This window comes from Pseudomonas simiae (assembly GCF_000934565.1).
In the GTDB taxonomy this organism is placed as follows: Bacteria; Pseudomonadota; Gammaproteobacteria; order Pseudomonadales; family Pseudomonadaceae; genus Aquipseudomonas; species Aquipseudomonas simiae.
The window spans coordinates 5979123-5999364 of sequence record NZ_CP010896.1; the positions used below are offsets into that span (position 1 = coordinate 5979123).

At 63.8% G+C, this 20242-nt stretch carries 15 protein-coding genes; 5 read left to right on the forward strand and 10 right to left on the reverse strand.

Features of this window, described 5'->3' with window-relative positions; genetic code table 11:
* Positions 1 to 5 precede the first annotated feature (5 nt).
* The 5 genes from exbD (at position 6) to PF1751_RS27335 (ending at position 5919) form a co-directional block, all read left to right on the forward strand.
* The gene (gene exbD / locus PF1751_RS27315) at positions 6 to 431 is read left to right on the forward strand and encodes a TonB system transport protein ExbD (RefSeq protein WP_003195519.1); all 426 of its coding nucleotides are present in this window, start codon (positions 6 to 8) and stop codon (positions 429 to 431) included.
* The gene (locus tag PF1751_RS27320; protein ID WP_010207522.1) at positions 428 to 1177 is read left to right on the forward strand and encodes a TonB family protein; all 750 of its coding nucleotides are present in this window, start codon (positions 428 to 430) and stop codon (positions 1175 to 1177) included. Before exbD ends, PF1751_RS27320 begins: the two co-directional genes overlap by 4 nt.
* 221 nt (positions 1178 to 1398) lie before the next feature.
* Positions 1399 to 2319, forward strand: a complete 921-nt coding sequence (locus PF1751_RS27325) for a hydrogen peroxide-inducible genes activator (protein ID WP_010207523.1) — start codon at positions 1399 to 1401, stop codon at positions 2317 to 2319.
* 8 nt (positions 2320 to 2327) lie between these two features.
* Entirely contained in the window at positions 2328 to 4403 is a 2076-nt protein-coding gene (recG, locus tag PF1751_RS27330) for an ATP-dependent DNA helicase RecG (protein ID WP_042570952.1), read from the forward strand.
* 127 nt (positions 4404 to 4530) lie between these two features.
* The gene (locus PF1751_RS27335; protein ID WP_044288067.1) at positions 4531 to 5919 is read left to right on the forward strand and encodes an aminoacyl-tRNA deacylase and HDOD domain-containing protein; all 1389 of its coding nucleotides are present in this window, start codon (positions 4531 to 4533) and stop codon (positions 5917 to 5919) included.
* 117 nt (positions 5920 to 6036) lie between these two features.
* Here the strand turns inward: PF1751_RS27335 and PF1751_RS27340 are convergent, their stop codons facing one another.
* The 10 genes from PF1751_RS27340 to PF1751_RS27385 form a co-directional block, all read right to left on the reverse strand.
* Entirely contained in the window at positions 6037 to 6411 is a 375-nt protein-coding gene (locus PF1751_RS27340; protein WP_010207528.1) for a hypothetical protein, read from the reverse strand.
* 124 nt (positions 6412 to 6535) lie between these two features.
* Complete coding sequence (tagQ, locus tag PF1751_RS27345; protein WP_021492590.1) at positions 6536 to 7456, reverse strand: type VI secretion system-associated lipoprotein TagQ; 921 nt, start codon at positions 7454 to 7456, stop codon at positions 6536 to 6538.
* An 84-nt stretch (positions 7457 to 7540) separates the two neighbouring features.
* Positions 7541 to 9250, reverse strand: a complete 1710-nt coding sequence (locus PF1751_RS27350) for a formylglycine-generating enzyme family protein (RefSeq protein WP_044288068.1) — start codon at positions 9248 to 9250, stop codon at positions 7541 to 7543.
* On the reverse strand, positions 9243 to 10427 hold the full coding sequence (locus tag PF1751_RS27355; protein ID WP_010207532.1) for an ABC transporter permease family protein: 1185 nt from the start codon (positions 10425 to 10427) through the stop codon (positions 9243 to 9245). Before PF1751_RS27355 ends, PF1751_RS27350 begins: the two co-directional genes overlap by 8 nt.
* A complete protein-coding gene (locus PF1751_RS27360) occupies positions 10427 to 11131 on the reverse strand; it encodes an ABC transporter ATP-binding protein (RefSeq protein ID WP_010207533.1) in 705 nt (234 codons plus the stop codon). The genes PF1751_RS27355 and PF1751_RS27360 overlap by 1 nt, the downstream gene beginning before the upstream one ends.
* On the reverse strand, positions 11131 to 14085 hold the full coding sequence (locus tag PF1751_RS27365; protein ID WP_010207535.1) for a serine/threonine-protein kinase: 2955 nt from the start codon (positions 14083 to 14085) through the stop codon (positions 11131 to 11133). Before PF1751_RS27365 ends, PF1751_RS27360 begins: the two co-directional genes overlap by 1 nt.
* Positions 14082 to 14801, reverse strand: coding sequence for a PP2C family protein-serine/threonine phosphatase (locus tag PF1751_RS27370; protein WP_010207536.1), 720 nt, complete (start codon positions 14799 to 14801; stop codon positions 14082 to 14084). Before PF1751_RS27370 ends, PF1751_RS27365 begins: the two co-directional genes overlap by 4 nt.
* Positions 14802 to 15455, reverse strand: coding sequence for a type VI secretion system-associated protein TagF (gene tagF, locus PF1751_RS27375; protein ID WP_010207537.1), 654 nt, complete (start codon positions 15453 to 15455; stop codon positions 14802 to 14804).
* Positions 15452 to 18952, reverse strand: coding sequence for a type VI secretion system membrane subunit TssM (gene tssM / locus PF1751_RS27380; protein WP_010207538.1), 3501 nt, complete (start codon positions 18950 to 18952; stop codon positions 15452 to 15454). The genes tagF and tssM overlap by 4 nt, the downstream gene beginning before the upstream one ends.
* Entirely contained in the window at positions 18949 to 20238 is a 1290-nt protein-coding gene (locus PF1751_RS27385) for a DotU family type VI secretion system protein (protein ID WP_010207539.1), read from the reverse strand. Before PF1751_RS27385 ends, tssM begins: the two co-directional genes overlap by 4 nt.
* Between the last annotated feature and the right edge of the window lie 4 nt (positions 20239 to 20242).

Sequence of the window (20242 nt, forward strand, 5' to 3'; positions counted from 1 at the left end):
CGGCCATGGGCCTGCATTTGAATCAAGGCGACGACGAACTCGTCGAGAACCACGAAATCAACGTCACGCCGTTTATCGACGTGATGCTGGTGCTGCTGATCATCTTCATGGTGGCGGCACCGTTGGCGACCGTGGACATCAAGGTTGACCTGCCCGCGTCCAGCGCCAAGCCGGCGCCGCGGCCGGAGAAGCCGATCTTCCTCAGCGTCAAGGCGGACCAACGCCTGTTCCTGGGTGAAGAAGAAGTCAAGGCTGAAACCCTGGGGCCGGTGCTCGACGCCAAGACCCAAGGCAAGAAAGACACGACGATCTTCTTCCAGGCTGACAAGGGCGTGGACTACGGCGACCTGATGAGCGTGATGGATGCCCTGCGGGCAGCCGGCTACCTCAAGGTAGGCTTGGTCGGACTTGAGACGGCAGCCAAGAAATGATCACGACGCGCCACAAACTGACGCGTTATGGCACCAGCCTCGCCGTCGTACTGGGCGTGCATGCCGTCGCGATCGCTATCGCGCTTCATTGGTCAGCGCCGCGTACGGTGCAGTTGCCGCCGGCGGCCATGGTCATCGACCTGGCACCGATGCCCGCACCGCCACCGCCAGCGCCGCCCAAGGTGGTGACGCCGCCGCAGCCGCCTGCACCGGTGGAAGAGCTGCCCCTGCCGAAACTGGCCGAGGCACCCAAGCCAACGATCCAGGTGCCCAAGCCGGTCAAACCCAAGCCCAAACCACAGCCGCCGAAGCCAGTGGAGAAGAAGATCGAGCCGCCCAAGGAGAAACCCTCCGAGGATCCGCCGAGCGACGCTCCGCCGACCCAGGCACCGGCTGAGAAATCGGCCCAGCCTGTACCAGGCCCCTCTCCGCAGCAAATCGCAGCGAAGGCATCCTGGGAAGGCACCCTGCTGGCTCACCTGCAGAAGTACAAGAAGTACCCGCCAGGCGCCCAGGCCCGTGGCAAGGAAGGCCTGAACCGCCTGAAGTTCGTGGTCGATGCCGACGGCAACGTGCTGTCCTACGAGTTGGTGGGCCGCTCCGGCAACGCCGACCTGGACCGCGCCACCCTGGATATGATCCGCCGTGCCCAGCCGTTGCCCAAGCCACCGGCAGACATGCTCAGAGGCGGCAGTATCGAGATCGTTGCACCGTTCGTGTACAACATCGAGAAACGCCGCCGCTAAGGGTTGCAGGCATCAGCTTGTGTAGGAGCTGGCTTGCCTGCGATAGCATCACCTCGGTGCAATTGATAGACCGAGGTGCCTGCATCGCGGGCAGCCCAGATGGGTTTATCGCATCAGCAAAATCACCGATATTCCCCGCTCAATCCCCAGCAAAGTTCTGATAACGTGCGTCTATCGATTGCAGCCGGTATGCTTGGCCCGCAACCTCATGGACGCCCGCTATGACTCTTACAGAATTACGCTACATCGTTACCCTCGCCCAAGAGCAGCACTTCGGCCACGCGGCCGAGCGTTGCCATGTCAGCCAGCCGACGCTGTCGGTGGGCGTGAAAAAGCTTGAAGACGAACTCGGTGTGCTGATTTTCGAGCGCAGCAAGAGCGCCGTGCGCCTTACGCCGGTGGGTGAAGGCATTGTTGCCCAGGCCCAGAAGGTGCTGGAGCAAGCGCAGAGCATTCGCGAACTGGCCCAGGCCGGCAAGAACCAGCTGACCGCACCGCTGAAAGTCGGCGCCATCTACACGGTCGGCCCGTACCTGTTCCCGCACCTGATCCCGCAACTGCACCGCGTCGCACCGCAGATGCCGTTGTATATCGAAGAAAACTTCACCCACGTGCTGCGCGACAAACTGCGCAACGGCGAGCTGGACGCGATCATCATCGCCCTGCCGTTCAACGAAGCCGACGTGCTGACCCTGCCGCTCTACGACGAGCCGTTCCAGGTGCTGATGCCGGCCGACCATCCGTGGACCAAAAAAGACACCATCGACGCCGCCTTGCTCAACGACAAGAGCCTGCTGCTGCTCGGCGAAGGCCACTGCTTCCGCGACCAGGTCCTGGAAGCCTGCCCGACCCTGACCAAGGGCAACGACGGCGCCAAGCACACCACCGTGGAATCCAGCTCCCTGGAAACCATCCGCCACATGGTCGCGTCCGGTCTGGGTATTTCGATCCTGCCGCTGTCAGCAGTGGACAGCCATCACTACGCCCCCGGCGTGATCGAAGTGCGCCCACTCACGCCGCCGGTGCCGTTCCGTACCGTGGCGATCGCTTGGCGCGCCAGCTTCCCACGGCCGAAAGCGATTGAGATCCTCGCCGATTCGATCCGCCTGTGCTCGGTGGCCAAGCCGACAGCTGCGAGCTAAGCAACGGTATGACTGAGCTGTCGCAGGTGTCGGTGACGGCACTCAAGGGTGTCGGTGAAGCCATGGCCGAGAAGTTGGCCAAGGTCGGCCTGGAAAACCTCCAGGACGTCTTGTTCCATTTGCCCCTGCGCTATCAGGACCGGACCCGCGTCGTGCCCATCGGCCAGTTGCGCCCTGGGCAGGATGCCGTGATCGAAGGCACCGTCAGCGGCGCCGACGTGGTGATGGGCAAGCGTCGCAGCCTGGTCGTGCGCCTGCAGGACGGCACCGGTGGCCTGAGCCTGCGCTTCTACCATTTCAGCAACGCGCAGAAGGAAGGGCTCAAGCGCGGCACCCGCGTGCGCTGTTACGGCGAAGCACGGCCCGGGGCATCGGGCCTGGAGATCTATCACCCGGAATACCGCGCGATCACCGGCGACGAGCCGCCGCCGGTCGACACCACACTCACCCCCATCTACCCGCTCACCGAAGGCCTGACCCAGCAACGCCTCCGCCAACTGTGCATGCAGACGCTGACGATGCTCGGCCCGAAAAGCCTGCCCGACTGGTTGCCGTTGGAGCTGGCCCGCGATTATCAATTGGCGTCGCTGGACGATGCGATCCGCTACCTGCATCACCCGCCCGCCGATGCCGATGTCGACGAACTGGCACTGGGTCATCACTGGGCCCAGCACCGCCTGGCCTTCGAAGAGCTGCTGACCCACCAACTGTCCCAGCAACGCCTGCGCGAAAGCATGCGTTCGCTACGTGCGCCGGCGATGCCCAAAGCCACCCGCTTGCCCGCGCAGTACCTGGCCAACCTCGGCTTCGCACCGACCGGTGCCCAACAGCGCGTCGGGAATGAAATCGCTTACGACCTCAGCCAGCAGGAGCCCATGCTGCGCCTGATCCAGGGCGATGTGGGCGCGGGCAAGACCGTGGTCGCCGCCCTCGCCGCCCTGCAAGCGCTGGAAGCCGGTTATCAAGTGGCGTTGATGGCACCGACCGAGATCCTCGCCGAGCAACACTTCATCACCTTCAAGCGCTGGCTCGAACCCCTGGGCCTGGAAGTCGCGTGGCTGGCCGGCAAGCTCAAGGGCAAGAACCGCGCGGCAGCCCTGGAACAGATTGCCGGCGGCGCACAGATGGTGGTGGGCACCCACGCGCTGTTCCAGGACGAAGTGCAGTTCAAGAACCTCGCGCTGGTGATCATCGACGAACAGCACCGCTTTGGCGTGCAACAACGCCTGGCCCTGCGTCAGAAGGGCGTGGGCGGACGTATGAACCCACACCAACTGATCATGACCGCCACGCCGATCCCGCGCACCCTGGCCATGAGCGCCTACGCCGACCTCGACACCTCGATCCTCGATGAACTGCCGCCCGGCCGGACTCCGGTCAACACCGTATTGGTCACTGACACCCGGCGTGTCGAAGTGATCGAGCGCGTGCGCGGCGCCTGTGCCGAAGGGCGCCAGGCGTACTGGGTGTGCACGCTGATTGAAGAGTCCGAGGAGCTGACCTGCCAGGCTGCCGAGACCACTTATGAAGACCTCACCAGCGCTCTGGGTGAACTCAAAGTCGGCCTGATCCACGGGCGCATGAAGCCCGCTGAAAAAGCCGCGGTGATGGCCGAATTCAAGGCCGGCAACCTGCAACTGCTGGTGGCCACCACGGTGATTGAAGTGGGTGTGGACGTACCCAATGCCAGCCTGATGATCATTGAAAACCCCGAACGCCTGGGCCTGGCGCAGCTGCACCAGTTACGCGGCCGGGTCGGCCGGGGCAGCGCCGCCAGCCATTGCGTGTTGCTCTACCACCCGCCGCTGTCGCAGATCGGTCGTCAGCGCCTGGGCATCATGCGCGAAACCAACGACGGTTTTGTCATTGCCGAAAAAGACCTGGAGCTGCGCGGCCCTGGGGAAATGCTCGGCACTCGCCAGACCGGCCTGCTGCAATTCAAGGTCGCCGACCTGATGCGCGACGCCGACCTACTGCCGGCCGTGCGCGATGCGGCGCAAGCGTTGCTCGAACGCTGGCCGGATCATGTCAGCCCGTTGCTGGATCGCTGGCTGCGCCATGGGCAGCAATACGGCCAAGTGTGACCTGAGGCTTTGTAGGAGCGGGCCAGCCCGCGCCTACAAATGAACCGCGTCACAAACCTCAGTTAGTCGACCAACAGTTGTATCAAGCTGGTTATACTTCGTTGACTGTAAGAAATTGGATCAGGCCATGTCAGAAGTTGCCCTCGCCACAGCCCCACTGACCGCCCCGCCGGTCATTCGGGCTCTGCTCGCAAAACTCGCCATCCCCTACACGGAAGTCGCCGATCTACCGGGCCTGAATCCTGCGCAAAAAATCCAGGCAGTATTGCTGGAAGACGCGGTGGGCGCACTGATGGTGCTGTTCCCGCAGAACCAGTTGCTTGACCTCAACCGCCTCGCCGAACTCACCGGTCGCCGCCTCACGGCCGTGTCGCCGGATCGCGTCGAGCGCATGCTGGGCAAACACGAACTGACCCTGCTGCCGGGCCTGCCACCGCTCACCAGTTCACCTTGCCTGTACGAAGGCAGCCTGCTCGACGAACCCAGCCTGCTGGTGCATTCGGGTGAAGCAGGCCTGTTGCTGGAGATCTCCAGAGACGCCTTCAAGACGATGCTCACCAAGGCCAGCGCCGGCCACTTCGGCGAGCCGTTGAGCAATATCCGCCCCAACCTCGACCGCCCCAATGATGACCGTGAGGAAATCACCCAGGCGATGCAGGCGTTCACCGCCCGCCGTATCCAGCAACGCCTGGAAGCGACTATCGAGATTCCACCGCTGGCCGATACCGCGCAGAAGATCATCAAGCTGCGCGTCGACCCGAACGCCACCATTGATGACATCACCGGCGTGGTCGAGACCGACCCGGCGCTGGCCGCACAAGTGGTGAGCTGGGCCGCGTCGCCGTACTACGCCTCGCCGGGCAAGATCCGCTCCGTGGAAGACGCCATCGTGCGCGTGCTGGGCTTTGACCTGGTGATCAACCTGGCGCTGGGCAAGACGTTGAGCCTGCCCAAAGACCATCCGCACCAGTCCACGCCGTACTGGCACCAGTCAATCTACACCGCCGCCGTGATCGAAGGCCTGACCCGCGCCATGCCGCGCGCCCAGCGCCCGGAAGCCGGCCTGACCTACTTGGCCGGCCTGCTGCACAACTTCGGTTACCTGCTGCTGGCCCACGTGTTCCCGCCGCACTTCTCGCTGATCTGCCGTCACTTGGAGGTCAACCCGCACCTGTGCCACAGCTATGTCGAGCAACACCTGCTGGGCATCAGCCGCGAGCAGATCGGTGCCTGGCTGATGCGCTACTGGGACATGCCGGATGAGCTATCCACCGCCCTGCGCTTCCAGCATGATCCGACCTACGATGGTCAATACGCCGAATATCCGAACCTGGTGTGCCTGGCCGTGCGCCTGCTGCGCAGCCGCGGCATCGGGTCCGGGCCGGATGAAACCATCCCCGACGAGTTGCTTGAGCGCCTGGGGCTGAGCCGGGAAAAGGCGGACGAAGTGGTGAGTAAGGTGCTGGATGCCGAAGTGTTGTTGCGCGAGCTGGCTTCGCAGTTCAGCCAGGGCTGAGCCACCCACACCCTGTAGGAGCGAGCTTGCTCGCGAAAAACCTGACAACACCGCGGGGCTCCAGACACCCCGCGTCATCGTTCACGACCTTCGCGAGCAAGCTCACTCCTACGGTAGTTACTTCTTTTTCTTCGGCTTCAAATACTTGGTCAACCCCTGGAACCAGATCACCAGCGCCGGGTTGCCCTTGATCTGGATCGACTTGTCCTGAATCCCCGTCATGAATGCCAATTGCTTGTTCTTCGCCTGCATCGTAGCGAAGCCGTAGGCGGCATCTTTAAAGGCGATGGCGAACGCCGGCGACGGGTGAACACCCGAGCGACTGGTGATGCGCTGGTCTTTGACGATGAAATGACGAGCAACCTTGCCGTCGAGGGTCTGCAGCTGGAAGGCCAGGTCTTTGTCACCCAGTTGCTGCTGGAAGGCGGGATTGGTGCGGCTGGCTTTGCCCATCATCAGGCCCAGCACCCACAGGAGAAGACGAAATTTCATGCACACGGCCTCGGTGTAATTATTGAGTGGCCGCAGCAGTTTAACGATTTGCTAAAGGAACGCCACCGATCTTGCGCATTAGCGGAAGATCGGCTGGCGTTTGACGCTTATAGCAGCATTTTGTTTAAACGTTAGGGCAAGGTACCGGTGCCCAGTCGGCCAGGTTCGGATCGCGGCAGCTGCCTTCGAGTTGTGCCTTGCCGGCGCTGGCAACCTGCTTGCTTTCAGCTTGCTTGGCCTGCACGGTCTGGATGCTCTTCTCGGTGGTGACTGCTTCTTTTGGCACAACCGGCAGCTTCTTCGCGACTTTCGGTGGCGTCTTGCCTTTCTTGGCGGGTACCGGTGGCGGCGTTACGTCGGCTTGGGCCACGGTGACTACGTCGTTACGCTGCACACCCACTTGCTGCAGGTCTTTTTCGTAGGCCTGGGTGTAGTTGTTCAGGTCTTCGCTGGCCTTGCCGTTGACGGCAACGATCAGGTCATTGGACTCCTTCAAACCCGCAACGATTTCCGCCAGGCGCTTGCGGCCTTCGGTGTCGTTGACGGTCTTGGCTTTGCGGTCGGCCACCAGCTTGGTGAACGCGCTCTGGTAGCACTGCTGCGAGGCTTTGGCGTAGGCGGTGCTGCGGTCGATATCCGATGCGCTTTTATTGAAGTCTGTGGAGTAAGAGGCAATGCGCTGGTTGTCATCGCTGATCTGCTTCTGACGCTCGGTGTAGTAACCCGCCGCGCCGCCGGCCAGGGCGCCGCCAGCGGCACCGATGGCAGCGTTACGGCCGCGCTTGTCGGAGTCGCCGGTCAGGGCGCCCAGCAGTGCACCACCGGCAGCGCCGATGGCTGCACCGGTCACAACCGACTTGGTCATGTCCGAATCGGTCGCGCGCAGGTGTTGCACCGGCTCGTAGCAGTTGGGGTAGTACTCGACCTTGGTGCTGGACGCGACCTTGGAGGCCGGCGACGTGGCGCAACCGGTCAGCACAGTACTGAAACCGGCCGCGATCAGCAGAAAGTGACGCTTGGAAACCGCCTTACGGGAAAAAAGCATAGGTGTGTTCTCGTTTAAGTTTGACTTGCCCAGCACGGCCCACCGCCGCCTGAGTCCCTTCCAAGCTCGCCATACAGCCAGCGCTCATCGCTGACCGCTCGCTGCGAGCAGTTCCTTCAAGATCGTTGCCGGGTCGGCCCGCTGTTGCTTGCGGTAGTTGCCAACATGGCGAACGAACAGTGTTGCGCGCGTCACCAGGCTCTTGCCGAGCACCGGCTTGCGATCCAACTCCTCCTTGATCCGTTGAAACTGCGCCTGGATCACCGCATCGGTGTAACGCGTGCCGGTGGCCAGGTTGTCGATATAAATCGCCACCGCGCCATCGAGCGCGCTGCGGCCATTGGTGATGGCCATGTCAAACAGCTGCGCGCTGGCCTCGTCCTTGTTGTCCTGGGCCTGCTGGCGACTCTTCTGCAGGTTGGCCAGGCGGATGTTGTAGTTGGCGATGGTTTCGGCCACCAACGCGGCCGACTGGATCAGGTTGCCCGCCGCCTCTTCGCGTTGCTGGGCGATCAGCGAGACGTTGCGCTTGAGCTCTTCATTGACCAACCCCAGCTCGGCTTGCAGCTTGGGGTCGACGCTGGCGGCGATGATGCTGTCCAGGCGCTTGGTCGGGTCCTGGGCGTCGTCGATGGCGTCGGTCAGCGAGGCGAGGCGACCTTCTTTCTGCCACTGGGCGAACAGTTCCTTGTAGCGCGAACGCGGTGCCGACAGTGCGCCGATCGCCACGCGAAAACCGGTGGTCTCGTTGCTTTGCTCGGTGCCGTCGGCGGCGAACAGTGGGTACTCACGGCGCATGCCGGTAAACAGCGTGCCCTCGCCTTCGAGGTAGTTGCCGCCCTTGACCACAAAGCCGCCATAAGCGCCCTGGCGACGTCCGGCGTGCACCAGCTGGAAGGACTCCTGGACCATTTCGGCCGCATTGCCGATCACATCAAACAGGCCAATCGGGTTGGGCAATTTGGTGCCGATAGGCATCAGGCGCGCGGCTTGGCCGGTGCCGCCGGCCACCTGGTTGAACACAGCGTAATCGCCGAGCGGGCCGTCGCTGTCACTGCCGTCGACACGACGGGGGAACAGGCGCCCTTCCAAGTCCTGGCGGCTGACCGCATGGCCGCCGCGTGCGGCGAATTCCCACTCCACTTCGGTGGGCAGGCGCACAAAACCGAGGCCACCGTCATCCGACGAAGAGCCGCGACCACTCACCGGCAGTAGCTCACGGTGGTATTTCATCAGCCAGGCGCTGTACACCGCCGAGAAACGCTCGGCCTCAAAGCGCGACAGCTTCACCTTGGGCAAGCGCGCGGCCATGCCAGTGGGCGCATCGCACGCAGGCGCGGGTTCACCGCTGGCCAGCGACTGGGCCTGGGACATCACCTGGGCGTACTGGCGTGCGGTCACTTCGTACTTGCCGATGAAGTACAACATGGGCTTGAGCGGGGTCTTGGCGTCGGTCTTCGGCATCAACGGCGCGATGACTTTGTTCCAGTCTTTCGGGAGATCCTTGAGGGTGAACTGGCCATTGATGAAGTCGCGGCGGTAGCCGGAAATAAACGACTGCTGATAGCCCGCCTCGCCTTCGGCAAAGGGGTAGCCGAGGTTGATTTCGCGGTCGTCCAGGGAGCCCTGGGCCAGCACATAGGCATAGCGGAACACCATGTTGCCTTCGCACGGCAGCGGCAGGCTGACGTCGCCTTCCAACGGCTTGGGGTTGTCGAGCTTGTCGCTTGCCTCGTCGGCCCAGGCCATTGAGGCCAGGCTCAGCGCCACACAGGCGCCCAGTAACTTAAACATCTCTGATTCCTTCAGAAGCCTGGATCCGCGCCACTCGCCAACCACCACAGGCCGCCGCCACGGCGCTGACGCCCATGACTGCAATCAGGGCCAGGCCGTAATGACGCGCCAACAGGTGGCTGGCGTATTCGCCCGGCACCTGCACAAAAAGCTTATTCAACGCCGCCTCGGCCACGCCATACAGCCCAGCACCGAGCACGGCAGCAAACCCTGCGCTGTACAGCGCCTGCACCACCACGAACAACAGCAGCCCGCCCGTGGAAAACCCCAGCAGGCGCAGCACCGACAATTCCCGCCGCTTGCGCGCGACGGCGGCCAGGGCCCCGGCAAAGATCGCCGCAAACGCCCCCGCCAACGCCAAGCCGCAGATCACCCAGAACACGATCGACAGGTTGCGGCTCAACGACTGCACCTGCGCGATAGTCTGTGCCTGGGTCGACACTAATAAATTCTGCCCCGCGAAGTACACCCGCAGCGGCTCCACATCAGTGAGGTTACGGGCATACAAGCGAAACGCCGGGTAAACCCGCTGCTCATTCGTCCCCACCGCCTCACCGCTCCAACCCAACGCGGGCACTGCACGACCGTCGCGGTAGTCTTCCGCCCCTTCCAGCAGTTTCAGATCGGCAAACAAGCCGTCACGGGCAAAGGCTTCCAACGGCAATACCGCCAGCACCTGCAAGCGCGTGCGTTGGGCTTCCACGCGTCCCGCCACTTGCCGTGCAAAGCTGGTTTCCAGCCAATCCCCTGGCCGCGCCGCAAGCTTCTCGGCGGCGGTGTGGCTCAGCACGATCTGACCCAGGCCCTGCGGCACCGGCAGGCCGGCCAGCAACGGGTCACCCGAGGCGGTCGGTAGCATCTCCAGGACCAGCGTGCCCACCTGCGCGGTCGCCGCAATCTGCCGCGTACGCGGCAGCGCGAATGCCACATCGTTGCGCTGACCGAGCTGCTCGATAAAGGCGCTGCTGAATCGACCACCGCCCAGCGGAATAATTTCACGGGTGGCGGGGTCGGTCTGCAAACGTTCGGTCAAACTGCTAACCAGTCCAAATTTCAGGCCGAATAACACCAACAACGGTGCGATGACGGCGACCAGCGCCAGCACCGAACAGGCGGACAGCCAGGCATCGTTGCGATAGTCCTGCCAGGCCAGCGACGCCACCAGACCGATGCGCATCAGCACACCTCCCCGAGGGTCGCCGTAACGCCGCCATCGGCGTCGCGACGGCAACTGATGCGCCGCACCTGCAAGCCACTGGCGCGGGCCAGGGGTTCATCATGGGTAGCGATCACACACGCCGCACGGTGTTCGCGAGCCTGGGCCAGCAACGCCTGCATCACGCGCTCGGCATTCAAGGGGTCGAGGGACGCCGTCGGTTCATCCGCCAGCACCAGTTGTGGCGCATGGGCCAGGGCGCGGGCACAGCTGACGCGTTGGCGTTGGCCCACCGAAAGCGCCGTCGGCTTCTTGGTCAACTGGTCGCTGATCTCCAACTGCTCGGCCAGGCGCGCCACGCTGCCATCGTCCTTCAAACCCAACAGTTGCCGGGACAACGCGATATTGCCGCGCACATCGAGAAACCCCAGCAGACCGCCGGTTTGCAGCACATACCCCAGATGCTGGCTACGCAGCGCGGCCAGGGTGGATTGCTGATCGCCGTGCCACAGCCCGGCTATGTCCTGCTGATGGAATTCGAACTGCCCGACCTGATCCGGCGCCAATACCAGCGCCAGTAAATCCAGCAAGGTGCTCTTGCCGCAACCACTGGGCCCGACAATCGCCAGTTGCTCACCCGCACGCAGCGCCAGCGCCGGGATCACCAGGCTATAGCGCTGGCTACCGACGCCTCGGCTCTTGTGCACCGCGCTCAGGTTCAGCATTACGGCAACGTCGACAACGGCACGCGGTACAACGCATCGCCCGGCTCGGCATCGCCGAAACGGACCCAGTTGGCCAGGTCATTGTGGAAGGTTTCGTAGAGGCGGATCTTCGAGTCCAGCTCATCGATGAAGTCTTCCTGCTCGGCCACGCTCAACGACAACCACAGGTCCTGGGTCATGTTCAGCGACTTGCTGCGGTACGGCAGGCCTTCCAGGTATTCGCCGAGAATGCCGCCGTCGGCCAGGTTGCCGCCCTTGCGCAGGGCCTGCGGGTCGCGACTCATGTAGGCCGAAGCGCTGGCGATTTCCTGAAAGAAGTCCTTGGGCGAGGTCTGCGTCTTGCGCGCCGCGTCGACGATCAACTTCAGCGACTGCTGCAGATCGTTGAGCTGCAGCTTGGTCAGCATCACGCACACCTGGAACGCCGGCAGTGCCGGGTTGGTCAGGTCGCGGTCGGCGGTCCAGGCGCTGACCAGTTGCGGCGCCTGGCTTGCGGTTTTGCGACCGAGGAAATCCATGTGCATGGCATAACCGACGGCGGCGGATTTGTCCGCCAGGCTCGGTGCGCTGTTCAGCAACGGCACCGGCTGCGGCGTGTTGCTGCGCACCTGGTGCACCAGGTTGGCGAACACCGTACCGATCTCATCCACACGCTCACCGAGTTTGCGCACGTCGCCACCGGGCACCGCGGTGTAGAGGTCGCCGATCTGCGGGTTGGCGTCGGCGGTGAGGATGCGGTACTGGCTCTCGGCGCCGGCATGGGTTTTCTTGCCGGCGTCGGTGCGCAAGTGCAGGGCGTAGATCTTGATCTGCTTGCCCAACGCGGCCTGGCGCACTTCGGCTTCGTTCATCTGGGTGGCGGCAAAGGGATCGTTCTTGCGCAGCGCACCCGCATCGGTGACCAGCAGAATGATGCGTCCGCCATAGCCGGACCAATCCATGCCATCCACCGCCTGCATCACCCCGGCAAACGCGTCTTCGTTGAACGAGTGGCTGGACACAGTGGACGCCTTGACCTGGCGCGCCATGTCGAGGAAACGCTGCGGGTCACGGCCCTGGTCGAGGGTGATCAGGGTCTTGGCGACGTATTCCAGGCCTGGGGTTTTCTTGATGCTGCTGCGAAAGCCCACCATGCCGAAGCTCACGCTGTCCAACTCGCCCCGCTCGCCGATACGGGTTTGCAGCTCATGCACGACGTCGCGGACCTGGTCGATGTAGGGCTGCATGGAAACGGTGGTATCGACCACGAGAACCACCGCCGTGCGAAAGGCGTCGGCATTGGCGCTGATCACCGGTGTAGCCGGTTTGGCGGCGCTGGTGCCTGGGTCGATGGAGGCCACATTGAGCAACTGCACCGGCTGGCCGTTTTCGTCGAAGCTCTCTTTGGCGTCGAAGATCGGCAGCAGGTAGAACTGGTTTTGCGGCACGGCGCTGGCGGCCGGCTCCAGCGCCAGGATCTGGCTGTTGTCTTCGCTGTTTTTCTGCGCCTTGGCCAGTACGCCTTTGGCGGCGGCCGGGTCAGCCAGCAGCTTTTCCACTTCAGCGGATTGGCGCAGGAACATCACCGGCGCCCGCCCCGAACGCTCGGTGAATTTGAGCACCAGGCTCTGCTTCCAGTCGCTGACCTGGGACGCAGGCAACCAACCGTCACTGCGACCATCGGTGGCGGCGCCGACACGTACCCACGGGCTGCCGTCAACGTCCTTGCGTTGGTAGACGTAGAGCACGGAGAACGCCGGCAGGGCTTTGCCCGGCGCGCTGCCGGCGTCAGCGGACAGCTTGGCGCCCGGCTTGCTGAGCACGCGCTGGAACAGCGTCTTCTTGCCTGCCATGAGCAACGGACGTTGACCGCCATCCGCTTCGGCCACAGGCGAAGCCACCGCAGGCACTGCCGCAGCGGGCGGTTTGGCCACAGGCTCATCGCCGCCACTCAACCACCAATAGCTCGCGCCACCAATGGCCAACGCAACCGCCACCGCAACAGCGGCCAGTGCCAACACCGGACCACGGCGCTGCTCGCTGTGCTGGATCGGCGGCACCACCGGTTGGCGCACCGGCTGGGGTTTTTCGGTAGGGATTTCGATGGATTCCGGGGTGATGCCGGCTAAATCAAAACTCATCGGGATCGGCAGCGGCCGCACTAACGTGGCTTCCGGCGACTCCGACGGCAGGTTATCCAACGCCTGTAACAACGCCGCCGCATCCGGAAAACGCTCCGCGGGATCCTTGGCCAACAGCTTGCGCAGCACGTCCTGATAACGGCCGTGGTGCACCGGTAATTCGGGCAGCGGTTCGGTCAGGTGCGCCAGCGCCGTCGACAGTGCATCCGTGCCGGTGTACGGCAGCTTGCCGACGAGAATCTCGTAAAGCACCACGCCCAGCGCGTACAAGTCCGCCCGACCATCAATCTCTTGGCCCCGCGCCTGCTCCGGGCTCATATAGCTCGGCGTGCCCACGGCAAACCCGGCCTGGGTGAACTGGGTGCGATCATCCAGCGACTTGGCGATACCAAAGTCGGACAACACTGCCGTGCCATCCGCGCGGAACAGAATGTTCGCCGGTTTCACATCGCGGTGTACCAGGCCCTGAGCATGGGCATAGCCCAGTGCCGAGGCGATCTGGCGGATCAGCGTCACCCCCTGCTCCGGCGTCATGCCGGCGGCGATGCGCTCTTTGAGCGTGCCGTTGGGCAGGTATTCCATGGCCATGTAGTACAGCTCACCGACATTGCCGATGTCATGGATGGTCACCGTGTGCGGATGCGACAAGCGCGCCAGGGTCTTGCCCTCGCGCAGGAAGCGCTCGCAGAAGCTCGGGTCGGCCGCCAATGCCGCCGCCATCACCTTCAAGGCCACTTTGCGCTCCAGGGAACGCTGGGTCGCCAGGTACACGCTGGCCATGGCGCCTTCGCCAATTTCGCCTTCGATGTCATAACCCGGGATGACGATGTTCATGGTGATACCTTCACGACGATGGCAGTGATGTTGTCCGGCGCACCCCGGCTGAGCCCCAGATGCACCAGGCTGCGCACGATTTCATCCGGCGTGTCGTGGCCCAGGACTTCGCGGATTTCATGGTCTTCAACGGTCTTGTTCAGGCCGTCGCTGCACAACAGGTAGCTGTCACCGGGGGCGATCAGCAGGTCGACCACCGCCAATTCCAGGTACGCCTCCACGCCAATCGCTCGGGTGACGATGTTGGCGCGTGGATGCGTGCGCGCATCAGCTTCGCTGAGCAGACCGCTGTCTTGCAGGTCTTGCACGTAACTGTGGTCGCGGGAGATCCCTTCGAGCACGCCATCGCGCAGGCGGTACAAGCGACTGTCGCCAGCCCACAAGCACACGCCGCGCAAGCCACGCGCGGCCAACAGCACCACGGTGCTGCCCATCATGGTTACGCCACGGTGGGCGGTTTCTTCGCGCACGGCGGCATTGATGCGCAGCAGGTCATTACGCAGCGCTGCGGTGTATTCATCCAGGGAACGCCCTACCGGCACGCTGCGCAGGCTGTCGACGATCAGGCTGCTTACATAGTCCCCCGCCGCATGCCCGCCCATGCCGTCGGCCACCACCCACAGGCGGTTTTCCGGCAGGTCCAGGCAGGCGTCTTCGTTGACCTGGCGGACCATGCCCACATGGCTTTTGCTCGCGGATTTGTACGTCGACCCCATCTACACCACACCTTCTTGTCCGAGCAAAAACTGCGCAAAATCGCCAGCGGCAGGCAGGCCCTGACACCGCAACAAACCAGGGGAAATACGTTGTGACCCACGGCCCCACCACAGGCTCGCGCCGTCGCAGGCCTGTTCGGCGAGGGCGGTCATACGCTGGTGCGGTTCGGTGGCGGCCACCCGTTGCAGGCCGGCGAAACGGCTGTCTACCGCGCGCGACTCAGTCGACGGGAGGCCCAGGGCATCGAGGCCTTCATTGAAGCTTTCGAAGGTAGCCCCGGCATCCAGGGTGCTGAGCAACAGCGCTTCGGTCTGCTCGAACCAGCTGTCCGGGCCACCTACCAGGGAGGCAGGATTGGTGTCGTGATCGAGCAACGCCACCACCGCCAGCGGGAAGTAGCGTCCGACCCGATCGATGCTCGGCATCACCACGCCTGCCGCCGCGTCCGGCCCGCACACCCCGGGCGCCAGCACAAAACGCCACAACGGGCTGACCAGGTACGTGTTGAGCCAGTCACCGCCGAGGCTGTTTTGACTGGCAAGCAAACCTGCTGCCAGCCAACTGTCCCATGGGCCGATGAAACTCTGGGGCAAGGCGCGGCTGACAAAGTCACCGCGGCTGGCCAACTTGCCGTAGAAACCCACAGTCGTCATAACCGCTCCGGCAGGCTGAAGCCACTGAGCACGCGGCTCTTGAACGGGTTGAAGGCGCTGTTGGCGCGCAATTCGTAGGCGATGCTTGCGCCATCGACGCGCAGGCGAAGGTTGAAACGGTCCGGCGAGTTACCGGCGGTAAGGTCCGACTGCTCCAACAAGCGGAACCAGGCCCAGGGCCCGTCCAGGGTCACGCCGGAACGGCCACTGGCCGACGGCGGCATGATGGAGATACGCACCACGCCAATGCTGCCGGGGTTTGGCCATTGCATCGCTACCGGGCGGCTCGGGCCGTGATCGTAGCTCAGTTGTTGGCCGTCGAGGTCCAACAGGAACTGAGTGATGGTCGGGTCCATCGACACCGGCTTGAGTTCGAAACGCACAATCGGCTGGGTGCCACCGGCGCGGAAGAACGCATCGCGAATGGTCGCGGCACGCTGGAAGGTTTGCAGCACACCCGGCGCAATCCCAAGCTTCTGCGCCGCGCCCGGCTGCCAGCGCCAGGTCTGCGCGGACGTGTCGACGTAAGGCTGCAGGTACTTGCGGAAGTAGTTGTCCATCACCCCGCCCACGCCAAAGAACTGCCCGAAGTCATCCAGGGTCGCGTCACGCGCGCTGCCCGGCGACATCGGGTAACGCCCGGCCAGCGACTGGCGATACACGTTGACCACTTCGCTGACCCAGGCCGCGTTCAGTTGATTGCGCACTCCGCCCATCATGCTATTGGTGGTGGAATTGACCACCGACTTGACCATGCCCTGCACCAGCGGTGGCTGGCGCTCGGCATTCAGGCTGACGCGCGTGGCCGCAGCCGCCGCTTGGTTTTTCGCCTCACCGAGCAACGCGTCGCCGCTGGCGCCGACCATGGCGCTGACCTGCACATACAGCGCATTCATGTCCGTGAGCAGGCCATCGATGGCCGCCGGCTCGCCTTCGTTCTTGCTGACGATGCTGTTGAGTTCGGCAAAGTGCGCGGTCACAGGATCATCCGCCGCCGCTGGCGCATTCGCAGCCGGCTGCTCTTGGCCGAGCAGGCTGCCCAGGCGCTCCTTGAGCTTGTCGACCCCCCCTTCCACCGGCACGCCTTTGGCGGCCAACTGGCGTTCTTCGGCTTGCAGATCGGTTTCCTTGGCCACGGCCACCAGCAGCTTTTTCAGCGGCGAGGTCGGGCCGGAAATCACCCGCAGCACGTCGGCCGCCTGGGCCACGCTGGTGATCGGCACGAAGTCGATATCCGCCAGCAACGCATCCCACTGGCGCTGGTAATCCTGGAAATACAGGCGCCGCACATCGGCAGCCAGGCTCACCACGTTCTGCTGGTCGGCCTGTTCGTGCCCCAACACCCATTGTTCTTCAGCGAGGGTGCCGGTCTGGTTCAGGCTGCTCAGCAGAAACGCCTGGCGATAGCCCTTGGCGGTGAAGAACCCACTCAACGGCTCGCCCAATGGCTTGCCACTTTTGCGGCTGAACACCAGCGCAGCGTCACGCCCGGCGGCTTCGTTGAGGCGAAAGTCCGGGATGCCTTCAGGCAGTTTCTGGCGCTTGACCCGGTCATACACACGTTGGGCCACCGGCAGTTGTTGCAACTGGCGACGCAGGTCGTCGATCAGCCGGGGATCCAGGCGCGCAGTGGGCGGATGGCGTTCGAACAGCGACTGCAAGTGCCCGGCCAGCGCCTGGCGCTGATCCGCCGGCAGGTCTCGTGGCAGGTTGCGGTCCCAGTCGAGGGCGATCCAGGCCTTGATGAAGTCCGGGTCGTAATGCTCGGAATCGGCGAGCATCAGGTAGGCCTTGAGGCCTTCGTAAAGGAAGTCGGAATTGCCGCCGCCGTGCAGTTGTTCTTCGATACGCGTCACCAGGCGTGGTGCGAACACCGCGATCAACAACTTGCGGTAGACGCTGGCAGACTCGGCTTCAAGCATGTCGCCCTGGTACAGCCCCAACCCTTCGGACCAGCTTGGAGAGTCGCCCGCCAGGTTCTTCACAGCGTTGAGCAATGGCAGCACAGCGAGGATGTCACGCTGCGCGGGGCTCAGGTTCTGCACAGTCTGGCCCAGCGGCGCGACCTTCTGGTCGACCTGGGCGATATACGCCTGGTTGGCGCGGTAACTCACCCACCACAAACTGCTGACCACCACGACCAACGCAACGGTGGCGGCGAGCACACCGCGCGCAATCCACTTGCGTCGACGCTCGACCTTGGGGTTCACACCCACTAGGCCACGCTCGGCAAACGCCACGGCGGTGAAGAGTTTTTCGATGAAGTAACTGCGCCCTGTGCCGCTCTGACGCGCCAGGTGCTGGCGGTCCAGGTTCATGCTCTGCGCCATCGCACCGATCAAGCGATCAATCGGGCTGCCTTCCTGGGTGCCGCTGGTGAAATACACACCGCGCAGCAGCACGCGCTCTTCAAAGGCATTGGGCTTGAACACACCTTCGAGGAAGCTTTGCAGGCAATCCTTCAACGCACCGAACTGCTGCGGGAAGCCGTAGATCAGGTCGCGCCGCGCCGGGTCACGCTCCTGTTGCAGGCGTTCGACCAGACGTTCGTTGAGGCGCTGTTCCAGGCCGGCGAACTCGCTTTGCAGGTGCGCCAGCGGGCTGTCAGTGTTTTTGCCGTCGTCCAGGGCAAAGGTCATGCCCCACACCTGGGCGCGCTCTTCCTTGCTCAGGTTGTCGAAGAACTCCATGAACCCTGGCACCAGGTCGAGTTTGGTGAGCATCAGGTAGATCGGGAAACGCACACCCAGCTGGGTGTACAGCTCCTGGATACGCAGACGGATAGCGGCGGCATGGGCGGCGCGCTCGGCGTCGGTGCCGAGCAACAGGTCCGACAGGCTGATGGCAATGAAGGCACCATCGATGGGGCGGCGCGAGCGCTGCTTTTTCAGCAGGTCGAGAAAGCCCAGCCACGCGGCTTTGTCCACCGTGGAGTTGCTGTCCTGGGTGGTGTAGCGGCCGGCGGTGTCGAGCAACACCGCTTGATCGGTAAACCACCAGTCGCAGTTGCGCGTACCGCCGACGCCGCGCACGGCACCGGCGCCCAACTGGGCAGCCAACGGGAAGTGCAAGCCGGAGTTGACCAACGCAGTGGTCTTGCCCGAACCCGGAGGGCCGATGATCACGTACCACGGCAGCTCGTAGAGGTTGCGGCGTTCGTCGCCGCCCAACTTGGCCTTTTTCAGCAGCGCCAGGGCCTCGTCCATGCGCTGACGCAGGGTGGTGAGCTCTTCGGCAGTAGCAACGCTGTTGGGGTCGGCCGGGGTTTCTGCCGCCAGGCTGCGCATCACTTCGGCCGCTTGGCGCCGCGCCTGGATGATGCGAAACACGCGGTAGGCGATCCACACCGCGAACACCAGGATAATCAGCGCCCAGCGGCGCCCTTCCGGCACCAGCACGTCGAGCAACGGCCCCACAAACCAGATGATCAGGCTCAGCGCGATCAAGCCCAGCACGGGGATCACCCAGCGAATCATGAAACTGAAAAACGCCTTCACTCGACGCCCTCCGCCAATACGGTGATTTCAACCCGACGATTGCGGGCACGGCCTTCGGCGGTGGCGTTGGTCGCCACCGGCTCGGTGTCGCTGCGACCCTCGGCGCTGAAGCGATCCGCCTGGCCCGTCTTGGCCGCCAGGATCTCCAGCACCGACTTGGCCCGCGCTTCGGACAGCGCCCAGTTGGACGGGAAGCGCAGCGTGGCAATCGGGCGATTGTCGCTGTGTCCGGTGACGCGCACCTGGCCCTTGACCTTGCGGATGGCGTCGGCGATGCGCAGCATCAGTGGCTGGTAGTCATCGACGATGCTCGAGCTGGCGGACGCAAACAGTTCATCGCCACGGATGGTCACCACGGAACGGTCGACTGCATCTTCAACGGCAACGCGCCCGGCCTTGATATCTTCCACCAGGAAGCCAGCCAGGCGCGGGCGTTCAATGACTTTGGGCTGCGCCACCGGGCGGTCGATGGCCTGCACCGGAATCTCGCCCAGGGCATGGATATTCTTGAACACCGGCTCGGCATCCGACGCCAGCTTGAGGCGCAAGCCGAACAGCAGCGCCAGCAGCAGCGCGACACCGATGGCCACGGCGATCCACGGTGGCATGAATTGCGCCAGGCGATCACGGGCAACGGTCACGCCACGCCAGTGCGGCGACAGCTCACGCTCGTGTTCGCCACGCGCACTGCGAATGGCCGCAGCGGTACGTTCACGCAGGGTTTCCAACTGGCTGCGACCGTCGTTCATCACGCGGTAGCGGCCTTCAAAACCCAGGCACATGCACAGGTACAACAGCTCCAGCAGATACAGGCGTTCCCGTGGGCTTTGCAGGCAGTGATCGAGCAACTGGAAGACCTTTTCGCCACCCCAGGCTTCGTTATGCACGGTGATCAACAGGCTCTGTTTACCCCAGTCACTGGTGCTGCCCCAGGGCGTGCTCAACACCGCTTCATCCAGCGCGGTGCACAGCGCATAACGGGCCAGCAGCACTTCGTTGCGGGCGATACCGGCCGCTTCGGCACGCTCTTCGAACTGGCGCAGGTAGGCCAGCAACTGCGCGCGCAGGCTGGCCGGCGCTGGATGGGCGATGGTGTTGCGCAGGCGCGTCAGCAGTGCCAACAGCGGGCCAGCGGCGCTTTCCAGCGGGTTGAGGCCCTGGCTCTTGCCGGTAAGCATCGGCGCGGCCGGCATGGCCAAAGGCGCAGGTTCGGCACGCGCAGGTTCCGGCGCCCGGCCACCGGGACGCGGCATGAACTGGGTGCGGTCATCATCATTGGGATGCATCGCG

Bases quoted from the DNA above. Each gene is read 5' to 3' on its own strand.
- exbD (WP_003195519.1), top strand. From the start codon at position 6: ATGGGCCTGCATTTGAATCAAGGCGACGACGAACTCGTCGAGAACCAC.
- PF1751_RS27320 (WP_010207522.1), top strand. From the start codon at position 428: ATGATCACGACGCGCCACAAACTGACGCGTTATGGCACCAGCCTCGCC.
- PF1751_RS27325 (WP_010207523.1), top strand. From the start codon at position 1,399: ATGACTCTTACAGAATTACGCTACATCGTTACCCTCGCCCAAGAGCAG.
- recG (WP_042570952.1), top strand. From the start codon at position 2,328: ATGACTGAGCTGTCGCAGGTGTCGGTGACGGCACTCAAGGGTGTCGGT.
- PF1751_RS27335 (WP_044288067.1), top strand. From the start codon at position 4,531: ATGTCAGAAGTTGCCCTCGCCACAGCCCCACTGACCGCCCCGCCGGTC.
- PF1751_RS27340 (WP_010207528.1), bottom strand. From the start codon at position 6,411: ATGAAATTTCGTCTTCTCCTGTGGGTGCTGGGCCTGATGATGGGCAAA.
- tagQ (WP_021492590.1), bottom strand. From the start codon at position 7,456: ATGCTTTTTTCCCGTAAGGCGGTTTCCAAGCGTCACTTTCTGCTGATC.
- PF1751_RS27350 (WP_044288068.1), bottom strand. From the start codon at position 9,250: ATGTTTAAGTTACTGGGCGCCTGTGTGGCGCTGAGCCTGGCCTCAATG.
- PF1751_RS27355 (WP_010207532.1), bottom strand. From the start codon at position 10,427: ATGCGCATCGGTCTGGTGGCGTCGCTGGCCTGGCAGGACTATCGCAAC.
- PF1751_RS27360 (WP_010207533.1), bottom strand. From the start codon at position 11,131: ATGCTGAACCTGAGCGCGGTGCACAAGAGCCGAGGCGTCGGTAGCCAG.
- PF1751_RS27365 (WP_010207535.1), bottom strand. From the start codon at position 14,085: ATGAACATCGTCATCCCGGGTTATGACATCGAAGGCGAAATTGGCGAA.
- PF1751_RS27370 (WP_010207536.1), bottom strand. From the start codon at position 14,801: ATGGGGTCGACGTACAAATCCGCGAGCAAAAGCCATGTGGGCATGGTC.
- tagF (WP_010207537.1), bottom strand. From the start codon at position 15,455: ATGACGACTGTGGGTTTCTACGGCAAGTTGGCCAGCCGCGGTGACTTT.
- PF1751_RS27385 (WP_010207539.1), bottom strand. From the start codon at position 20,238: ATGCATCCCAATGATGATGACCGCACCCAGTTCATGCCGCGTCCCGGT.